A 19,109-nucleotide genomic window follows, 5' to 3' on the forward strand; every position below is an offset into this window, starting at 1 on the left:
GGGGTTTAACGACCCCCAAGAGGCACTAACAACACATCCACCTGGCTTGACGCCACAATCGATTTCGCCGCACAGGCTGCGCGAGAAAAAAAGCTGTGGTTATGATTCCCGCATATTACTAAATCAATATTCTGCTTACTGCATATGCTGAGAATATGCGCATTAAGCTCCCCTGTCGCAATAATGGTGTCATAAATAGGATATTGCGCCTTTTCTACCAGCTCTCGCATAAATTGCTGCGTTTCTTCCTGTAATACCTCACGAATATCTTCCAGCATGGGGGCAGCCAGTTGATTATACATCTCAGGCTCGGCCGCGAGGGTGATCAGGCTGATACGGGCATTATGCGGTCTGGCAATGGAAACTGCCCGGGCGATGAGTTCATAGCTTTCTGGCGAAACCGCAACAGAAACAAGAAGATGGGAGTAACTCATAACGCACTCCTTAGGTGTCTGAAAGACAGCGTCTTAGTCACCATTACCGCGATTTCACCGGATCTGCAAGAGGTGAATACGACATAAGTGTGAAGCTAATCATAATTATTCATTAATTATTCTTATAAGAAGAATAACGGGAAAACGTGCCTAAATGAAAAAAATTAACAACTTAACCTGAATCACACTTTTTTACGTTTCCGGTGTTAAATCGTTTTAACGCGTTATAAACACATTTCTAATGATTACCATGTGAAACAATTGTTATGGGCGTTTTGCATAACTACATGTTTTTTATAGGTAATGAAAATGTGACCTTACGATGGATTCGGTGTAACGCGCATTCGGTCGCTGACACGTTTCGAACAGCACATGTCATGCCACTTCTGCTCATACTCCTGCATGAGTATTCGCCCATAAAGAATAGAAAACAGTGTCGATCGTTCAAAAAATAACCAATTTACAAGTCATACTGATGGATTTATGGGAGATATTCACTTAAATTGTGTGACGTAGATCACATTTTTTTTAAATTTGGGGGTGGCTGCATTGTATGTGTCAAAACTGACGAGTAGAGTTTGCGTCGAATTAGGAAAAATCTTAGTTATTTGTAAGAAATGATAAAACGTGTAAGAGACGTAACCGCGTTTCAGCTGTTGCGCGTTTCAATGAATACAAACCTAAATTCGACTATGCATTTAGCCTTTTCTTTTTTATACCGGGTGATTTCCCGGCGACATCACGGGGTGCGGTCTTTCCGCATAAAAATAATAGTTGGTTATTCGGGATGGGAACAATGCATACATCCGAGTTGCTAAAACATATCTATGACATCAATTTGTCGTATTTACTGCTCGCGCAGCGTTTGATTAGTCAGGACAAGGCGTCCGCGATGTTTCGTCTGGGTATTAATGAAGAAATGGCAACCATGCTGGGTGGGTTAACCCTTCCTCAAATGGTTAAACTGGCGGAAACAAACCAACTGGTTTGCCAGTTCCGTTTTGACAATCCTCAGACTATCACGCGTCTGACGCAGGATTCCCGTGTTGACGATCTTCAACAGATCCATACCGGTATTCTTCTTTCCACTCGCTTGCTTACCGAAATCAGCCAGCCTGATGACGCAGCCCGTAAGAAAAGGGCCTAGCAATGAGCGAGAAAAGCATTGTTCAGGAAGCGCGTGACATACAGTTAGCAATGGAGCTGATTACGCTCGGTGCTCGTTTACAAATGCTGGAAAGCGAGACTCAGCTGAGTCGTGGTCGCCTCATCAAATTGTATAAAGAGTTACGTGGTAGTCCCCCGCCGAAAGGAATGCTGCCGTTTTCAACGGACTGGTTTATGACCTGGGAACAGAACATTCATGCCTCCATGTTCTGTAATGCCTGGCAGTATCTTCTCAAAACCGGTTTGTGTAGCGGCGTTGATGCCGTGATCAAAGCGTATAAACTTTACCTTGAACAATGCCCGCAGCAGGACGAGGGTCCTTTGCTGGCGCTCACCCGCGCATGGACGCTGGTGCGTTTTGTTGAAAGCGGAATGCTTGAGCTGTCGCGCTGTAACTGCTGCGATGGCAATTTTATTACCCATGCGCATCAGCCTGCAGGCAGCTTCGCCTGTAGTTTATGCCAGCCTCCATCCCGAGCAGTAAAAAGACGTAAACTTTCCCGGGAAGCTGCCGATATTATTCCACAACTGCTGGATGAACAGATCGAACAAGCTGTTTAACCCGAACGTGTGGGCAAGATTCCAGCAGCGGTAAGCAATTACCGCTGCTTTTTTTTACCCCGCAAACGGTAAACGCTGCGAGCTGAACATCCTTGCCATAGTCACTAGCGGAAGGATGATGTCGTGCTTATCTTATTAGGTTACCTGGTAGTTCTCGGTACAGTTTTCGGCGGTTACATGATGACCGGCGGGCACCTTGGAGCACTCTATCAACCGGCTGAACTTATTATCATCGGCGGCGCAGGGGTAGGGGCTTTTATCGTTGGTAATAACGGTAAATCGATCAAGGGCACGCTGAAAGCTATTCCACTGCTGTTCCGTCGCTCTAAATACACCAAAAGCATGTATATGGATCTGCTTGCGCTGCTCTATCGTCTGATGGCGAAGTCGCGTCAGCAGGGCATGTTCTCGCTTGAGCGGGATATTGAAAACCCGAAAGAGAGCGAAATTTTTGCCAGCTACCCGCGTATTCTCGCTGACGCAATGATGCTGGATTTCATCGTCGATTACCTGCGACTGATCATCAGCGGCAACATGAACACCTTCGAAATCGAAGCGCTGATGGACGAAGAGATTGAAACGCACGAAAGCGAATCCGAAGTGCCGGCAAACAGCCTGGCGCTGGTGGGTGATTCCCTCCCTGCGTTCGGTATCGTCGCGGCGGTGATGGGCGTGGTACACGCGCTGGCCTCGGCGGATCGTCCTGCGGCAGAGCTCGGCGCGCTGATTGCGCATGCGATGGTGGGCACCTTCCTCGGTATTTTGCTGGCGTATGGTTTTATCTCTCCGCTGGCCAGCGTTCTGCGTCAGAAGAGCGCGGAAACGACCAAAATGATGCAGTGCGTGAAGATCACGCTGCTCTCTAACCTCAACGGTTATGCGCCACCTATCGCAGTTGAATTCGGCCGTAAAACGCTTTATTCCAGCGAGCGCCCGTCGTTTATCGAGCTTGAAGAACACGTGCGTGCGGTGAAAAACCCAAACCAACAGACGACAACTGAGGACGCATGAAAAATCAGTCCCATCCGATCGTCATCGTAAAAAAACGCAAGCACAAGGGGCATGGGCACGGCGCGCATGGCTCCTGGAAAATCGCGTACGCCGATTTTATGACCGCAATGATGGCATTCTTTCTGGTGATGTGGCTCATCTCCATCTCCAGCCCGAAAGAGTTGATCCAGATTGCCGAGTATTTCCGAACGCCGCTGGCGACCGCCGTGACCGGTGGGCAGCGAATCTCTAACAGCGACAGCCCGATCCCTGGCGGCGGCGATGATTACACCCAGCAGAAGGGTGAGGTGAAGAAAGAGCCGAACATCGACGAGCTGAAAAAACGTATGGAGCAAGCGCGCCTGAAGAAACTGCGCGGCGATCTCGATCAGCTGATTGAGGCGGATCCTAAACTGCGTGCCCTGCGACCACACCTGAAGATCGATCTGGTGCAGGAAGGTTTACGTATACAGATTATTGATAGCCAGAACCGCCCGATGTTCAAAACGGGCAGCGCGGAAGTTGAGCCATACATGCGCGACATTTTGCGCGGCATTGCGCCAGTGCTGAACGGTATTCCTAACCGTATCAGCCTGTCTGGACACACGGATGACTTCCCGTACGCCACGGGTGAGAAGGGATACAGCAACTGGGAGCTTTCTGCCGATCGTGCCAACGCCTCGCGTCGCGAGCTGGTGGCAGGTGGGCTTGATGATGGCAAGGTACTGCGCGTGGTCGGCATGGCATCAACCATGCGAGTCACTGACCGCGGGCCGGATGACGCCATCAACCGTCGTATCAGTCTTTTAGTGCTGAACCAGCAGGCGGAGCAGGCCATCCTGCACGAAAACGCCGAAAGTCAGAATGAGTCACTGGACGATTTAAAACAGCCTGGGGCCGTTCCTTCGGCTGCCGTTCCAACATCGCCACCAGCCAATCCGAGGTGATAGCGTGAGCATGGATATTAGCGATTTTTACCAGACATTCTTTGATGAAGCCGACGAATTGTTGGCCGATATGGAGCAACACTTGCTGGATTTGGTGCCTGAAGCACCGGACTCCGAGCAGCTCAATGCCATCTTCCGTGCGGCGCACTCGATTAAAGGCGGAGCCGGAACGTTTGGATTTACCATCCTGCAGGAAACGACCCATTTAATGGAAAACCTGCTGGATGAAGCACGACGCGGTGAGATGCAGCTCAATACCGACATTATCAACCTGTTTTTGGAAACCAAAGATATTATGCAGGAACAGCTCGACGCCTATAAAAGCTCGGCAGAGCCTGATGCCGCCAGCTTTGAATACATCTGCAATGCGCTGCGCCAGCTCGCGCTGGAAGCCAAAGGTGACGCAGCCGCAGCCGTTGTTCCGGCAGCCAAACTGAGCGTTGTCGATGCCGTTACCGCACAAGAGGCGGCCCCGGCCGCCGCTGCGAGTAAAGTGCGCGTGGTGCTGTCTCGCCTCAAAGAGAACGAAGTTGACCTGCTTGAAGAAGAGCTGAGTAACCTGGCGAAATTAAGCAACGTGGTGAAAGGCAAAGACAGCCTGAGTGCGACGCTGGAAGAGGGGATCAGCCAGGACGATATCGTGGCGGTCCTGTGCTTTGTTATCGAAGCCGACCAGATCGCGTTTGAAACCGAAACGGCGGCGGTTGACGTGCCAGCGGCAGTGGAAGAGGTGGCGGTTGTTCCTCAGGCGGCCGCGCCTGCCGTTGTGCCTGCGGCGCCGGTATTGAAAGCGGTGCCAAAAGATGCTGCCGCGCCAGGCCGTGGTGACAAACCGGCCGCGCGTTCCAGTGAATCCACCAGCATCCGTGTCGCCGTCGAGAAAGTTGACCAGCTGATTAACCTGGTGGGTGAACTGGTGATTACCCAGTCGATGCTGGCACAGCGGTCTAACGAACTGGATCCGGTGACCCACGGCGATCTGATTACCAGCATGGGGCAGTTGCAACGTAATGCCCGCGACCTGCAGGAATCGGTGATGTCCATTCGTATGATGCCGATGGAATATGTCTTCAGCCGCTTCCCGCGTCTGGTGCGTGACCTGGCCAGCAAACTGAATAAACAGATTGAACTGACGCTGATGGGCAGCTCCACCGAACTGGATAAAAGCCTGATCGAACGCATTATCGACCCGTTAACGCACCTGGTGCGTAACAGCCTCGACCACGGTATCGAACTGCCGGAAAACCGCATTGCCGCCGGAAAATCCCCGGTCGGGAATCTGATCCTCTCCGCCGAACACCAGGGCGGGAACATCTGCATCGAAGTGACCGATGACGGTGCGGGCCTGAACCGTGAGCGCATTCTGGCGAAAGCCATTTCGCAGGGAATGGCGGCCAACGAAAACATGACTGACGAAGAAGTGGGCATGCTGATCTTCGCGCCAGGCTTCTCGACCGCAGAGCAGGTGACGGACGTTTCCGGACGCGGCGTGGGAATGGACGTGGTGAAGCGTAACATTCAGGAGATGGGCGGCCACGTTGAGATCAAGTCTAAGCAAGGTTCCGGCACCACCATTCGTATCCTGCTGCCGCTGACGCTGGCAATCCTCGACGGCATGTCGGTGAAAGTGGCGGACGAAGTCTTTATTCTGCCGCTGAACGCAGTGATGGAATCGCTGCAGCCGCGTGAAGAAGATCTGCATCCGCTGGCGGGTGGCGAGCGCGTTCTTGAAGTGCGCGGTGAGTACCTGCCGCTGGTCGAATTGTGGAAAGTGTTCGAAGTGGATGGCGCGAAAACCGAGGCCACGCAGGGGATCGTGGTGATCCTGCAAAGTGCGGGTCGCCGCTACGCGCTGCTGGTTGATCAGCTGATTGGCCAGCACCAGGTGGTCGTGAAGAACCTCGAAAGCAACTACCGCAAAGTGCCAGGTATTTCTGCCGCCACTATTCTGGGTGACGGTAGCGTGGCGCTGATCGTTGATGTGTCGGCGCTTCAGGGATTAAATCGTGAACAACGTGTGGCGTACACAGCCGCCTGATTAAGTAGAAGGTAATAACATGACCGGTATGAGTAATGTAACGAAACTGGCGGGCGAGCCATCAGGGCAGGAATTCCTGGTATTCACTTTAGGCGATGAGGAGTACGGCATCGATATCCTGAAAGTGCAGGAAATTCGTGGTTACGACCAGGTTACCCGCATCGCGAATACGCCTGCCTTTATTAAAGGTGTCACCAACCTGCGCGGCGTGATTGTGCCTATCGTTGACCTGCGCGTGAAGTTCAGCCAGGGCGACGTAGACTATAACGAGAACACCGTGGTGATTGTCCTGAATCTGGGGCAGCGCGTGGTTGGGATCGTGGTGGATGGCGTATCTGATGTGCTGTCTCTGACGTCCGATCAAATCCGTCCGGCGCCGGAGTTTGCGGTCACGCTGTCTACCGAGTATCTGACCGGGCTGGGAGCGCTGGGTGAGCGTATGCTGATTCTGGTGAATATTGAGAAGCTGCTGAACAGTGATGAGATGGCGCTGCTGGATATCGCGGCGAATCACGTGGCGTAATGTTTCTCTAAACGGTTCTGTGAGGCTTTCGTGGAACCGTTTCGTTCAGTCGGGCATTTCGGTTATCTGATTCGCCCGCTGCGGTGAACGTATTAAGGGGGCTATTGCAGCCCCCTTATCTTATTCGACTACTGCAGACATGGTATTTTCTGCTGGTCTTAAGGTGAACGAAACCATTCCGCCAACCCGTTACGCTTCCTGCTCTACCAGCTCAGTCTCCGCTTCACGCGCCCCTTCATTTTGCGACAGCATCGCAGTCGCAATACCGTTACCCAGCACGTTAATCGCTGAACGTCCCATATCCAGGAAATGATCGATCCCCATCAGCAGCAAAATACCCGCCACCGGAATATTGAAACTCGGGATGGTTGCCGCCAGCACCACCAGCGACGAACGAGGCACCCCCGCAATCCCTTTTGAAGCCAGCATCAGCGTCAGCATCAGCACGGTCACTTCGGTGAAGCTCAGGTGAATATTGTACGCCTGGGCGATAAACATCGAGGCGAAAGAGCAATACACCATAGAGCCCACCAGGTTAAAGGAGTAACCGATCGGCAGAACGAAAGAGGCGATATTGCGCGAGCAACCAAAACGCTCAAGCTGCTCCAGCGTTTTTGGATACGCCGCTTCTGAACTGCTGGTGGTAAACGCCACCAGCACCGGGTCCTTCAGCATGCTGACCAGGCGGAACACCTCTTTCTTCAGCACCATATAGCCGACGGCCAGCAGCACCATGCAGGTGAGAAGGATTGCCACGTAGTAGCCGCCAATAAAGGAGGCATAGTTCAGCAGAATGCCCAGACCCTGAGTGGCAATCACAGATGAGATGGCGGCGAAAATGGCCAGCGGGGCGACGTACATCACGTAACCCGTCACCTTCAGCATGATATGGGAGACCACATCCAGCGCGGCCACCAGCGGGGCATTGAATTTTTGCCCCAGCGACGCGCCGGCGATGCCGAAGAACATAGAGAAGACCACAATCTGCAGGATTTCATTGTTCGCCATCGCACCGGCGATACTGGTCGGAATGGTATGGGACAAGAACGCTTTCAGCGTCATCCCTCCCACCGCAAGGCCGGTGTCTACCGCCTCTTTCGGGATAGCCAGGTTCAGGCCGCTGCCCGGACGCTCCAGCGTGACGATAAACAGTCCCACCAGAATGGAAAGCACGGATGAGCTAATAAACCACACCATCGCTTTGCCGCCCACGCGACCAATGGTGGAGGTTTCACCCAGTTTCATAATGCCCACGGTCAGCGTGCTGAAGACCAGTGGTGCAATAACCATTTTAATCAGACGCAGGAAAATATCGGTCAGCAGCGTGATGTTATCCGACCATGCTTTGATGGCATCCGCAGAGGCATACTCATGAATCGCCGCCCCTGAAAGAATACCCGCCAGCATGAATATCACGATGAAGAGTGTGAGTTTGTTTGCACTTGCCACGAAAAAAGACCCTCTATGCGCTTTGGTTGCCGTCTGCGCCGATGTATATAGATTTTTTATTACGACGCAGGAAATTATTCGGCACATAAATTGAAGTAAAGCGGAGGGAGATACAACTAGTTTTTAATTTTTATTAATTTTGTTGTTAACGCCTCGACGATATATTGTGATGCAGATCACATTTCAATGGATATATCCTCTGCGTATACGAGAAATAAGGCATTTACAAAGTATTAACATCCTGTTTTATAAATAAATATTCAGTCAATAAGCCATTAGTCTTGCCCTCCACGGCGCGGGTGGTCGAAGCGGTATCCATAAACTAAATTCTCAATAACCCCCGGAAGAGGAACGTTAAGTGGGGCTAACATCTTGAACAGCAAAAATAAAATGTGGCAAGCGAACGGAAATGTCTTCTGGAGGGTGGTAAATGAAAAGAAAACTCCTTTTGATCTGTGCAGGCACGTTGCTGACGGCGACAACAGCCCAACAGGCGCTGGCGGTGACCAGCAGCGGTACTATTGGCGCGACGTTAACCCTGACGAACGGTTGTCTGATAAACGGCTCGCCCACGCAAAATGGCATTAATTTCGGGACCCTGGATTTCGGCACCCATCCCGCAACGTTTTCCACCCTGACGACGCAGTTGACCGGTGCCAGCGGCGGTAACACGTTCACCATTCAATGTACGACCGCCAGCTATACGGTGGCGATCACCGGGAATACCAACTCCACCGCGCCGGGTACCGTCGTGGGAACGCCAGGCACGCCTGCGCGCTATCTGGTCAACACCACCAATGCTGCACAGGGTGTGGCTTACAGCCTGTATAGCGACAGTGGATTTAACAACGTCGTTGCCAACAACGCGGCACTGCCAATAGCGTCAACCGCCGGGGGCATCGACAGTTACACACTTTACGGGCGCATTACCGGGGGCGGTAACAGCGTTACGGTCGTTCCGGGCACCTACACCGACACGATTAACGTCAGCGTCACCTACTAGTTTCACGCAGCCATGAAGGCATCCATTTTGCGTCTGCGCAACAGCGCGGAGGGGATCGTGCACCCTTTGTACGCGCTGATCGTCTGCCTGATGCTGGTGCCTGCGGCGGGTGCTGTGACGTCACAGTCATTTAAGGTCAGCGCGACCATTGTGCCCGGGTGCGCGGTATCCACGGGCAGCGGAGGAGTTTTCGGAACGCTCGATTTCGGTACCCATAACGGGGTGGAGAGTGCCCCGGTGAGCACCAGTTTTGTGCCTAACGGGGCCTTGTCCATCTCCTGCACGCCCGGCGTAGCGCTGAGTATGAGCATTAACGGCGGACAGAATTACTCCTCCGTTCGGCGTATGAAGCGCTCAGGGGGAACGGAAGTGGTGGGATATCGCCTTTACAGCAGCAGTTCGCTGGCGGCGAACAGTGAAATTGGCGTCAATCAGGCAATACCGGTGACCTATACCAACAGTAATAACATTGCGCTGCCGCTTTTTGGCGTGGCGCTGCTGACCGGGTTTAGCCCGGCAGGAACGTATTCTGATCAGCTCACCGTGACCTTGTCATGGTGATAAAGGGAGACAGTCGATGAAGCCATTTTTCAGACACCTTTGTCTGGTGAGTTTGTTGGGGGGAATGGCTGCGGCGACAGGCCAGGCGCAGGCGGCGGCAACCATTCTGTTGTGGCCCATCGATCCGTGGCTGTCAGCGGATGCCAAAGCCACTGAATTATGGATCCAGAATCAGGGGAACAGCGCAACGACAATGCAGGTCCGCATTGTGCGCTGGAAGCAGGAGGGCGGTTATGAACGCTACTCCGCACAGCAGGATGTGGTGGCCAGCCCGCCCATCGTCACCATTGGCAAAGGCAGTAAGCAGCTTATTCGTCTGATTAAGCAGGGTTCGGTGCCGCTCGGCGTTGAACAGGCCTACCGCATTATTGTGGATGAAATCCCCCAGCCGGATGCCAAAGCCGAGCCGGCCATTGGCCTGAAATTGCAAATGCGCTACTCCATTCCTTTGTTCGTTTATGGGCAGGGGATCCCGACCCTCAAAGAGGGGGCGCATCATGCGCTGGTGGAGACCAAAAATCTGAGCTGGCGGGTGACGCAGGAGAAGGGACATCCTGCCCTGGAGGTCCGTAATCAGGGGGATGTGCACGTCAAACTCAGCCAGGTGGCGCTGGAGCAGGGCGGGCAGAAGCGGACGGTTGCAGACGGATTACTCGGGTATGTTCTTGCGGGCAGCACCCGCACCTGGTCAATCCCGGCCGGAATAGGTCAGCCAGACCGGCTGAGCGCGCAGATTAATGCCAGGGATACGCAATGGCAGTCGACGCCCGTCAACTGAAACCGGCGATGATGATCCTGCTCTGCGTCAGTACCAGCACCTGGGCTGAGCCCGGCGATGACAGTTTACCGCCGCCGCCGCAGGCTCAGGCGTTGAACGGCGAAGCGGTCTTTCAGCTCTCGATTGTGTTGAATCACTACGACACCGGTATGGTGGTGCCCGTGACGCAACGCGAGGGGGCATTCTTTATTTCCAGCGCCGACCTGCTGCGGGCAGGGCTTCCGCCGGAGCATGTGCCTGCCGGAGACGTGAACCTTTCTACCCTGCCGCAGGTGCGCGTAGAGTACGACAGCGCCGCGCAGCGTCTGCTGCTGGGCGTTCCGGCCGACTGGGTCGCCTCACGCGTGACCCCTTTCAGCGGACAAATGTCGCAAAGCAAACCACACTTCGGGCGTGGAGCGCTGCTCAATTACGATCTCTACACCAACCATACGGAACATGTCGGCGGACAGGCCTCGCTCTGGCATGAATTCCGCTACTTCAATGAGAACGGCTCCTTTTCTTCAACCGGCTATGCCCGGGAAAATTTCACCGGAAACGACGGTCAGCAGGAAGGGTATGTGCGCTATGACACGACGCTTCTGATGACGAACGAGGACGAGGCAACGACCTGGACCGCCGGGGATGTGATCAGCGATGCCCTGAGCTGGAGCACCAGCGTGCGCATGGGCGGGATCAGCTACGGGCGGGATTTCTCCCTGCGTCCTGACCTCGTGACCTGGCCACTCCCAGAGTTCTCGGGCGAAGCGGCGGTTCCCACCTCGGTGGATCTCTTTATCAATGGCTATCGTTCCGGCTCGACCCAGCTTCAGCCGGGACCGTTCACCCTGACCAATCTGCCCTATATCAACGGAGCAGGGGACGCGGTACTGGTCACCACCGATGCGCTGGGGCGCCAGGTGAGTACCACGCTGCCGTTTTACGTCACCAGCGAATTGCTGAAACAAGGCCTGAGCGACGGGGCGGTGACGCTCGGCAGCCTGCGGCGTAATTACGGCATCAAGAATTTTGACTACGGCCCGGCGGCGGGTAGTGGGTCGTATCGCTATGGCGTTACGGACTGGCTGACGCTGGAGGGCCATGCCGAAGGGGCAGAAACGCTGGCCCTGGGTGGGATGGGGACGGTGGTTAAATTGGGTCGGTTTGGCGTCGTGAATACCGCGTATTCTCAAAGCCGCATGCGCGGAGATAATGGCGGGCAAATCAACTGGGGCTATCAGTACAGTACCAGTGAATTTAGTGTAGCGACACAGCATACGCGGCGCGATCGCGACTTTGGCAACCTCGCCCTCTACGACCAACCGACGGTCTATGACGAAAATGACCGGCCCATCGCCAGTTTTAGTCGCAACACCGACCAGTACTCTCTCACCTTTAACCTGGGCGAGTATGGCAGTCTCGGTGCTGCGTGGATCGGCGTGGAGAGCTTTGACAACCAAAAAACCGAACTGCTGAATCTCTCCTGGAGCCGCAATTTGTGGGGGGCGAGCAGTATTTATCTGGCTGCAAGCCGCGATCAGCAGCGGGGAGACTGGACGGTGGCCATGTCGCTTCAGGTGCCGCTGGGAGAGCGTGACAGTGCCGCCGTAACCTATGAAAACACGCCAGATGCCGGCAGCACGCAGCGTATCAACTACAACCACTCCATGCCTTCCGACGGTGGCTTTAGCTGGAACATGGCATGGGCCAACCAGTCGAAAGCCAATGATTATCAGCAGGGAACGCTGGGCTGGCGCAATAACAACATCGAACTTCAGGGCGGTGGTTATGGCGAAAGGGGCATGATGACCTGGTGGGGAGAGGCGATGGGCGCGATTGTGCTGATGGACGGCGAGCTGTTTGCGGCAAACAAAATCAACGATGCGTTTGTGGTGATCAGCACCGACGGTCACCCGGACGTTCCCGTCAGCTATGAGAACCAGCCGGTCGGCAAAACGAACAATAACGGCTACCTGCTGGTCAGCGGTGTATCGGCTTATTACCCGGCCAGTTATCGCATTGACACCCTGAATCTGCCCGCGGATACCCGGCTGAAAGAGACAGAGCGGCGGCTCGCTATTCGCCGCCACAGCGGTTATCTGGTCGATTTCCCGATGGAGCAGGAGCGGGTGGCAAGCGTCATTCTGCATGACAAGCAGGGGCAGGCTATCCCGGTGGGAAGCCAGGTTCGACGCGCCTCGCGCAACAATGCGGTGGTGGGGTATGACGGCATCGCCTGGCTGGAAAATCTCAACGATGTGAACCCGCTTGAGGTGATTACGCCAGACGGAAAACACTGCTCGGCCACGCTGACCGTGGGGGCCAATCCGGAACATAAACTGCAGACATACGGACCGCTGATTTGCCGGGAGGAACGGTGAAGCGCTTACTGCTGTTGATGCTGCTGCTGTTTTCCGGCGGCGGCTGGGCGGCGTGTACCGTCAGTACGGTAAATGCGTCATTTGGTAGCGTCACCTCGTTCGCGCTCAGCGGAACCGGGGAGGTCGAAACCACCGGCAGGCTGATCGTGGCATGCGACGCCGTGCTCAATCTTCTGACCAACGACTCGGTGACGCTGAACTACACCGCTGCGTCGGTTTCAGGCAACAGCCGTGCCACGATGAAACGCACCGATAATGCGGCCATCACGGATGTGATCCCCACCCGGTTGTGCGGGTTAACGGGGTGTTCGGGGAACAGCGAAGTGCAAATCAGCAAAGCTTATACCTGGAGCGGCAACACCCTGCTGGGATTACTGGGGTCAAAACAGTACAGCATTCCGCTTTATTTCCGCACCGTTGCCGGACAAAACGTCACGGCCGGGCCTTATCAGGTGCTGCTCACCTTCAGCATCAACTACAGCGTCTGTTCCGTGGGCGTGCTGGGCCTTTGCACCGTTCCCCAGACAGGCACGGCGACCACCAGTATTCTTCTCAACATGACCGTTACCAACGACTGCAGCGCCATGACCACGCCGGACGTCAACTTCAACAGTGCGCCGCTGGTGCAAAGTTTCCCCACTGTCTCGCAGGCGATTGCCGTCACCTGTACTAAAGGAAGCACTTACACTATCGGAATTAATAATGGAGCCAACGCGCTGAATAACGTTCGCCGCATGGTGAGCGGCAGTAACTACATGAGTTACGACATTTATAAAGAAGCCACGACCAACCGCTGGGGTGGCAGCGGTACCGAGCGCTGGACCAGCGCAACCTCCTCGCAGGTCAGTACCGACGGTTTATTGCGAACCTACAACTACACTGCCAAAGTCCTTACCAGCCAGTCTACGCCGCCTGCCGGCACCTACACCGATACGCTGATCGTTGACGTTGCGTTTTAACCCCGCGCTTTTCCCTTTCTCAAATGTAAAGTTCCTGTAGTCAGTGCCGATAACACCGTTAATAAATCTATGAGAAGGTGTTGTATGTTGAACCGTATCCGCGTTGTCACAATGCTTATGATGGTGCTGGTCATTTTCGCACTTCTTCAGCTTACCTCCGGCGGGCTTTTTTTCTCGTCACTTAAACAAAACCAGGACAGTTTCGCCGCCTCGAACGATCTCCGCGTACAGCAGAGTGAACTGACGTCGACGTGGGATCTGATGCTGCAAACGCGTATCAACCTGAGCCGCTCTTCCGCCCGCATGATGATGGATCCAAATAATCAGCAGAGCAGTGCGAAAACGGAACTGCTGAAAAATGCGCGGGCGACCCTTGCTGACGCCGCGAAACACTACGACGCCTTTAAGAAAATCACACCACAGCCTGCCATGGCGCAGGTGAGCCAGAATATCGATGAAAAGTACAACGCCTACTATGCCGGTCTGACAGAGCTTATTCAGTTCCTGGAAAGCGGCAACATGGACGCGTATTTCGCGCAGCCTACCCAGGGGATGCAAAACGCCCTCGGTGCGGCACTCGGGGAATATGCCAAAGCCAGTGGCGACCTGTATCACTCGGCCTTTACGCAAAGCCAGAATGATTACCGCTTTGCCAAATGGCAGATGGCCGTCATGGCGCTGGCGCTGGTCATCGTGCTGGTGGGCGTGTGGTACGGCATTCGCCACATCCTGCTTAATCCTCTCGGTCGCGTCATTGCCCACATTCGCGAGATTGCCGGTGGTGACCTGACCAAAACGCTGACCGTCTCCGGGCGCAATGAAATTACCGAGCTGGCAAACAGCGTTGATCATATGCAGCGCTCGCTAATTGAGACCGTCGCCAACGTGCGTAACGGATCGGAAGCCATTTATACCGGTACCAGCGAAATTGCGATGGGCAACAACGATCTGTCGTCGCGCACCGAACAGCAGGCGTCGGCGCTCGAAGAGACCGCCGCCAGCATGGAGCAGCTTACCGCGACCGTGAAGCAGAACGCGGACAACGCCCGTCAGGCCTCACAGCTGGCGGAAAGCGCGTCCGAAACGGCGCAGCGAGGCGGTCGTGTGGTGGACGGCGTGGTGAAAACCATGCACGAAATCGCCGACAGTTCGAAGAAAATCGCCGACATCATTAGCGTTATCGACGGCATCGCTTTCCAGACCAATATCCTCGCCCTCAACGCCGCCGTTGAAGCCGCACGTGCGGGCGAGCAGGGGCGCGGGTTTGCCGTGGTGGCCGGGGAAGTGCGCAACCTTGCCAGCCGCAGTGCCAACGCGGCGAAAGAGATCAAGGCCCTGATTGAAGACTCCGTTTCCCGCGTCGATACCGGCTCCGTGCTGGTAGAAAGCGCAGGGGAAACCATGAATGACATCGTGAATGCCGTTACCCGCGTAACGGACATCATGGGTGAAATCGCCTCTGCGTCTGATGAGCAGAGTCGTGGTATCGATCAGGTCGCTCTGGCGGTATCGGAAATGGATCGCGTGACACAACAAAACGCCGCGCTGGTGCAGGAGTCCGCTGCGGCGGCCGCTGCGCTGGAAGACCAGGCAAGCCGTCTGAAGATGGCCGTCTCGGCGTTTCGTCTCGCTTCACTCGCTGGAAACACGGTCACCCCGCAAGCAACGTATCTCGCGCCTGCCGCAGCAGCGGCAGCGACCCGTAAACCTGCAGCGACGACCGGACATGAAAACTGGGAAACATTTTGACTGACATTTAAACCGCGGCTGCTTGCCGCATGATGGGAGCGTGGATGTTAAATCGTATTCGTATCTCGACCACACTGTTTTTGATTCTGATCCTTTGCGGTGTGTTGCAGGTTGGCAGTAACGGGTTGTCTTTTTGGGCGTTTCGCGATGGCTATCAGAATTTGCAGGAAGTTGAGGCGAGTAACCAGCAGCGCGCCGCCGTGGCACAGACGCGCGCCGTACTGTTGCAGGCAAGCACGGCGCTGAACAAAGCGGGAACCTTAACCGCCCTGAGTTATCCGCCGGATGACATCAAGGCGTTGATGGTGACCGCGCGCGACAGCCTGAAGCTGGCTGACGCGCAGTTTAACGCCTTCGCGGCACAGGACGCCGGCAGCGCGGAAGTGAAAGCGCTGAAAGTCGCGATGAAGAAGCGTTTTGATCAGTGGCACAGCGACCTGGATCACCAGGCGACCTGGCTTGAGAACAACCAGCTCTCGGACTTTATGACCGCGCCGGTCCAGGCGTCCCAGGCGGCGTTTGATGCGAGCTTTAATGCCTGGCAGCAGAACATTAACCAGTTTGTCCAACGCGCCGGGAATGACAGCCGTAAAAACTACCATATGTCAGGCGTGATTTTTGCCGTGGTGGTGATTCTGGCGGTGCTGCTGACCGGCGGTGCCCTGTACTGGTCGCGCAGAATGATTGTGCAACCGCTGGCGATCGTCAGCAGCCACTTCGACAGTATTGCGAAGGGTAACCTGGCGCGTCCGGTGGCGGTGTACGGCAAGAACGAAATTTCGGCGATTTTTGCCAGCCTGAAGGCGATGCAGGGCGCCCTGCGGGAAACGGTCTCCGATGTGCGACAGGGCAGTTATGCCATGCACACCGGGATCTCGGAGATTGCGGCAGGCAATAACGATCTCTCATCGCGCACCGAGCAGCAGGCAGCTTCGCTGGCGCAAACGGCTGCCAGCATGGAGCAGCTCACCGCGACGGTAAGCCAGAACGCGGATAACGCGCGTCAGGCGTCTGACCTGTCCAGACAGGCGGCGATGACGGCGAAGAAAGGGGGCGATCAGGCCTCTCACGTGGCCAGTACCATGCAGGACATTGCCGCCAGTTCACAGAAAATTGGCGACATCATCAGCGTGATTGACGGTATTGCGTTCCAGACCAACATTCTGGCGCTGAACGCGGCCGTTGAAGCGGCACGAGCCGGTGAGCAGGGGCGTGGTTTTGCGGTTGTGGCCGGTGAAGTCCGTAATCTGGCGAGCCGCAGCGCCAACGCCGCGAAAGAAATTAAAGGACTGATTGAAGAGTCCGTCTCACGCGTCCAGCAAGGCTCTGCCCTGGTGGACACGGCGGCGAAAACCATGCACGAAATCGTCACCTCCGTTACGCGGGTTAACGACATCATGGGCGAGATTGCTTCTGCGTCCGATGAACAGCGTCGCGGAATTGAGCAGGTGGCCCAGGCGGTAAGCCAGATGGATCAGGTCACGCAACAAAACGCCTCGTTAGTGGAGGAAGCGGCAGCGGCAACCGATCAGCTGGCCAGCCAGGCGGATCATCTGACCGGGCTGGTCGCGGTATTTAATGTGAAAGAGCACGTTGAAGCAGTAACAGAAGTCGGGCGGTCGCAGGCCGTGCCAGTTGTATCCTGAATGTAATTAAGAAGGCGCTATGACATCACCAATGCCCCCAGGGCAAACGTCATTACTGTTGCAGATGACACAGCGCCTCGCGCTGTCCGACGCGCATTTTCGTCGGATATGTCAGTTAATCTACCAGCGTGCGGGGATTGTGCTTGCCGATCATAAGCGAGACATGGTCTACAACCGTCTGGTGCGGCGCTTGCGTACGCTGGGGCTGGACGATTTTGGTCGCTATCTGAGCATGCTCGAAGCGAACCAGAATAGCGCAGAGTGGCAGGCTTTTATTAACTCGTTAACCACCAACCTGACCGCATTTTTCCGTGAAGCTCACCACTTCCCGGTCCTGGCGGAGCACGCGCGTCGCCGCAGCGGGGAGTATCGCGTCTGGAGTGCGGCCGCCTCAACCGGGGAAGAGCCGTACTCGCTGGCGATCACCCTTGCCGACACGCTGGGCATGGCGCCTGGACGCTGGAAAGTCTACGCCAGTGATATTGATACCGAAGTGCTGGGAAAGGCACGCAACGGCGTGTATCGCCAGGATGAACTGAAAACGCTGTCACCTCAGCAGTTGCAGCGTTACTTCATGCGCGGAACCGGCCCGCATGAAGGCCTGGTGCGCGTGCGCCAGGAGCTGGCGAACTGTGTCGAATTCGCGCCCGTTAACCTGCTGGATAAGCAGTACAACGTGCCGGGGCCATTCGACGCTATTTTTTGCCGTAACGTCATGATCTATTTTGATAAAACGACGCAACAGGACATTCTGCGTCGGTTTGTTCCGTTGCTCAAGCCTGACGGTTTACTGTTTGCCGGGCACTCGGAAAACTTCAGCAACCTCGTGCGTGAGTTTAGCCTGCGTGGGCAAACGGTATATGCGCTGAGTAAGGAAAAAGCATGAGTAAAATCAGGGTGTTGTCTGTCGACGATTCTGCGCTGATGCGCCAGATCATGACTGAAATTATCAATAGCCACAGCGACATGGAGATGGTGGCGACAGCGCCTGATCCGCTGGTAGCGCGGGATTTAATTAAAAAATATAACCCCGATGTGTTAACGCTGGATGTCGAAATGCCGCGCATGGATGGCATTGATTTCCTGGAAAAATTGATGCGCCTGCGGCCCATGCCGGTGGTGATGGTCTCATCCCTGACCGGAAAAGGATCTGAAATTACCCTGCGTGCGCTGGAGTTAGGGGCGGTGGATTTTGTCACCAAACCTCAGCTTGGCATTCGTGAAGGGATGCTGGCGTACAGCGAAATGATCGCCGAGAAGATCCGCACCGCGTCACGTGCGAAGCTTGCCGCGCACAAACCGATGGATGCACCGGTAACGCTGAAGGCCGGTCCTTTACTCAGTTCGGAAAAACTGCTGGTGATTGGGGCGTCAACCGGGGGAACAGAGGCAATTCGTCATGTACTCCAGCCATTGCCGCTTTCAAGTCCGGGTATTCTGATCACGCAGCATATGCCGCCAGGCTTTACCCGCTCGTTCGCCGAGCGTCTGAACAAGCTGTGTCAGATCAGCGTGAAAGAGGCGGAAGACGGTGAGCGCGTACTCCCCGGCCATGCGTATATCGCACCGGGTGACAAGCATATGGAGCTGGCGCGCAGTGGCGCTAACTATCAAATCAAAATTCATGACGGGCCGCCGGTAAACCGGCACCGTCCGTCGGTGGATGTGCTGTTTCATTCGGTGGCGAAACATGCGGGGCGCAACGCCGTTGGGGTGATCCTGACGGGGATGGGTAACGACGGTGCCGCCGGAATGCTTGCAATGCACCAGGCTGGCGCCTGGACGATTGCGCAGAATGAAGCAAGTTGTGTGGTGTTCGGCATGCCGCGCGAGGCCATCAATATGGGTGGCGTGAGCGAAGTGGTCGATCTTAGCCAGGTAAGCCAGCAGATGCTGGCGAAAATCAGTGCCGGACAGGCAATACGTATTTGACTCAGGAGTATT

The 19,109-nt window shown here is 55.2% G+C and carries 17 protein-coding genes; 15 read left to right on the forward strand and 2 right to left on the reverse strand.

Features of this window, described 5'->3' with window-relative positions; genetic code table 11:
* Positions 1–5: 5 nt before the first annotated feature.
* Positions 6–434 (reverse strand): universal stress protein UspC, encoded by a 429-nt coding sequence (uspC, locus tag L466_RS12280; protein WP_032680761.1) that lies wholly within the window; start codon positions 432–434, stop codon positions 6–8.
* A 796-nt stretch (positions 435–1,230) separates the two neighbouring features.
* On the opposite strand from uspC, the gene flhD reads away from it, so the two are divergent.
* From flhD to cheW, 6 genes are all read left to right on the forward strand, one after another.
* Positions 1,231–1,581, forward strand: a complete 351-nt coding sequence (flhD, locus tag L466_RS12275) for a flagellar transcriptional regulator FlhD (RefSeq protein WP_020883374.1) — start codon at positions 1,231–1,233, stop codon at positions 1,579–1,581.
* Positions 1,582–1,583: 2 nt separating this feature from the next.
* The gene (gene flhC, locus L466_RS12270; protein WP_014170677.1) at positions 1,584–2,162 is read left to right on the forward strand and encodes a flagellar transcriptional regulator FlhC; all 579 of its coding nucleotides are present in this window, start codon (positions 1,584–1,586) and stop codon (positions 2,160–2,162) included.
* 123 nt (positions 2,163–2,285) lie between these two features.
* On the forward strand, positions 2,286–3,173 hold the full coding sequence (gene motA / locus L466_RS12265) for a flagellar motor stator protein MotA (protein ID WP_008500417.1): 888 nt from the start codon (positions 2,286–2,288) through the stop codon (positions 3,171–3,173).
* On the forward strand, positions 3,170–4,099 hold the full coding sequence (gene motB / locus L466_RS12260) for a flagellar motor protein MotB (protein ID WP_014170676.1): 930 nt from the start codon (positions 3,170–3,172) through the stop codon (positions 4,097–4,099). Before motA ends, motB begins: the two co-directional genes overlap by 4 nt.
* 4 nt (positions 4,100–4,103) lie before the next feature.
* Positions 4,104–6,137, forward strand: a complete 2,034-nt coding sequence (cheA, locus tag L466_RS12255; protein ID WP_032680762.1) for a chemotaxis protein CheA — start codon at positions 4,104–4,106, stop codon at positions 6,135–6,137.
* A gap of 19 nt (positions 6,138–6,156) precedes the next feature.
* Complete coding sequence (cheW, locus tag L466_RS12250; protein ID WP_014170674.1) at positions 6,157–6,660, forward strand: chemotaxis protein CheW; 504 nt, start codon at positions 6,157–6,159, stop codon at positions 6,658–6,660.
* A gap of 189 nt (positions 6,661–6,849) precedes the next feature.
* Here the strand turns inward: cheW and L466_RS12245 are convergent, their stop codons facing one another.
* Positions 6,850–8,109 (reverse strand): dicarboxylate/amino acid:cation symporter, encoded by a 1,260-nt coding sequence (locus tag L466_RS12245; RefSeq protein ID WP_025203835.1) that lies wholly within the window; start codon positions 8,107–8,109, stop codon positions 6,850–6,852.
* A 430-nt stretch (positions 8,110–8,539) separates the two neighbouring features.
* Between L466_RS12245 and L466_RS12240 the strand changes: the two genes are divergently transcribed.
* The 9 genes from L466_RS12240 to L466_RS12200 all read left to right on the forward strand — a co-directional run bounded on the left by L466_RS12240 (position 8,540) and on the right by L466_RS12200 (position 19,097).
* Positions 8,540–9,112 (forward strand): Csu type fimbrial protein, encoded by a 573-nt coding sequence (locus tag L466_RS12240; protein WP_020883378.1) that lies wholly within the window; start codon positions 8,540–8,542, stop codon positions 9,110–9,112.
* A gap of 12 nt (positions 9,113–9,124) precedes the next feature.
* Positions 9,125–9,673, forward strand: a complete 549-nt coding sequence (locus L466_RS12235; protein ID WP_032680764.1) for a Csu type fimbrial protein — start codon at positions 9,125–9,127, stop codon at positions 9,671–9,673.
* A gap of 16 nt (positions 9,674–9,689) precedes the next feature.
* Entirely contained in the window at positions 9,690–10,451 is a 762-nt protein-coding gene (locus L466_RS12230) for a fimbrial biogenesis chaperone (protein ID WP_032680765.1), read from the forward strand.
* Entirely contained in the window at positions 10,427–12,811 is a 2,385-nt protein-coding gene (locus L466_RS12225; protein ID WP_032680767.1) for a fimbria/pilus outer membrane usher protein, read from the forward strand. Before L466_RS12230 ends, L466_RS12225 begins: the two co-directional genes overlap by 25 nt.
* On the forward strand, positions 12,808–13,770 hold the full coding sequence (locus L466_RS12220) for a Csu type fimbrial protein (RefSeq protein WP_032680768.1): 963 nt from the start codon (positions 12,808–12,810) through the stop codon (positions 13,768–13,770). Before L466_RS12225 ends, L466_RS12220 begins: the two co-directional genes overlap by 4 nt.
* Positions 13,771–13,854: 84 nt before the next feature.
* Positions 13,855–15,519 carry a methyl-accepting chemotaxis protein II gene (tar, locus tag L466_RS12215; protein WP_020883382.1) on the forward strand — a complete coding sequence of 555 codons (1,665 nt, stop codon included), beginning with the start codon at positions 13,855–13,857 and terminating at the stop codon, positions 15,517–15,519.
* Positions 15,520–15,563: 44 nt separating this feature from the next.
* A complete protein-coding gene (gene tap / locus L466_RS12210; RefSeq protein WP_032680769.1) occupies positions 15,564–17,165 on the forward strand; it encodes a methyl-accepting chemotaxis protein IV in 1,602 nt (533 codons plus the stop codon).
* 19 nt (positions 17,166–17,184) lie between these two features.
* Entirely contained in the window at positions 17,185–18,051 is an 867-nt protein-coding gene (cheR, locus tag L466_RS12205) for a protein-glutamate O-methyltransferase CheR (RefSeq protein WP_032680770.1), read from the forward strand.
* Positions 18,048–19,097, forward strand: coding sequence for a protein-glutamate methylesterase/protein-glutamine glutaminase (locus tag L466_RS12200; RefSeq protein ID WP_014170663.1), 1,050 nt, complete (start codon positions 18,048–18,050; stop codon positions 19,095–19,097). The genes cheR and L466_RS12200 overlap by 4 nt, the downstream gene beginning before the upstream one ends.
* The last annotated feature ends 12 nt before the right edge of the window (positions 19,098–19,109 follow it).

It is taken from the genome of Enterobacter sp. BIDMC 30, assembly GCF_000534355.1.
In the GTDB taxonomy this organism is placed as follows: Bacteria; Pseudomonadota; Gammaproteobacteria; order Enterobacterales; family Enterobacteriaceae; genus Enterobacter; species Enterobacter ludwigii.

Bases quoted from the DNA above. Each gene is read 5' to 3' on its own strand.
- uspC (WP_032680761.1), bottom strand. From the start codon at position 434: ATGAGTTACTCCCATCTTCTTGTTTCTGTTGCGGTTTCGCCAGAAAGC.
- flhD (WP_020883374.1), top strand. From the start codon at position 1,231: ATGCATACATCCGAGTTGCTAAAACATATCTATGACATCAATTTGTCG.
- flhC (WP_014170677.1), top strand. From the start codon at position 1,584: ATGAGCGAGAAAAGCATTGTTCAGGAAGCGCGTGACATACAGTTAGCA.
- motB (WP_014170676.1), top strand. From the start codon at position 3,170: ATGAAAAATCAGTCCCATCCGATCGTCATCGTAAAAAAACGCAAGCAC.
- cheW (WP_014170674.1), top strand. From the start codon at position 6,157: ATGACCGGTATGAGTAATGTAACGAAACTGGCGGGCGAGCCATCAGGG.
- L466_RS12240 (WP_020883378.1), top strand. From the start codon at position 8,540: ATGAAAAGAAAACTCCTTTTGATCTGTGCAGGCACGTTGCTGACGGCG.
- L466_RS12235 (WP_032680764.1), top strand. From the start codon at position 9,125: ATGAAGGCATCCATTTTGCGTCTGCGCAACAGCGCGGAGGGGATCGTG.
- L466_RS12230 (WP_032680765.1), top strand. From the start codon at position 9,690: ATGAAGCCATTTTTCAGACACCTTTGTCTGGTGAGTTTGTTGGGGGGA.
- L466_RS12225 (WP_032680767.1), top strand. From the start codon at position 10,427: ATGGCAGTCGACGCCCGTCAACTGAAACCGGCGATGATGATCCTGCTC.
- tar (WP_020883382.1), top strand. From the start codon at position 13,855: ATGTTGAACCGTATCCGCGTTGTCACAATGCTTATGATGGTGCTGGTC.
- tap (WP_032680769.1), top strand. From the start codon at position 15,564: ATGTTAAATCGTATTCGTATCTCGACCACACTGTTTTTGATTCTGATC.
- cheR (WP_032680770.1), top strand. From the start codon at position 17,185: ATGACATCACCAATGCCCCCAGGGCAAACGTCATTACTGTTGCAGATG.
- L466_RS12200 (WP_014170663.1), top strand. From the start codon at position 18,048: ATGAGTAAAATCAGGGTGTTGTCTGTCGACGATTCTGCGCTGATGCGC.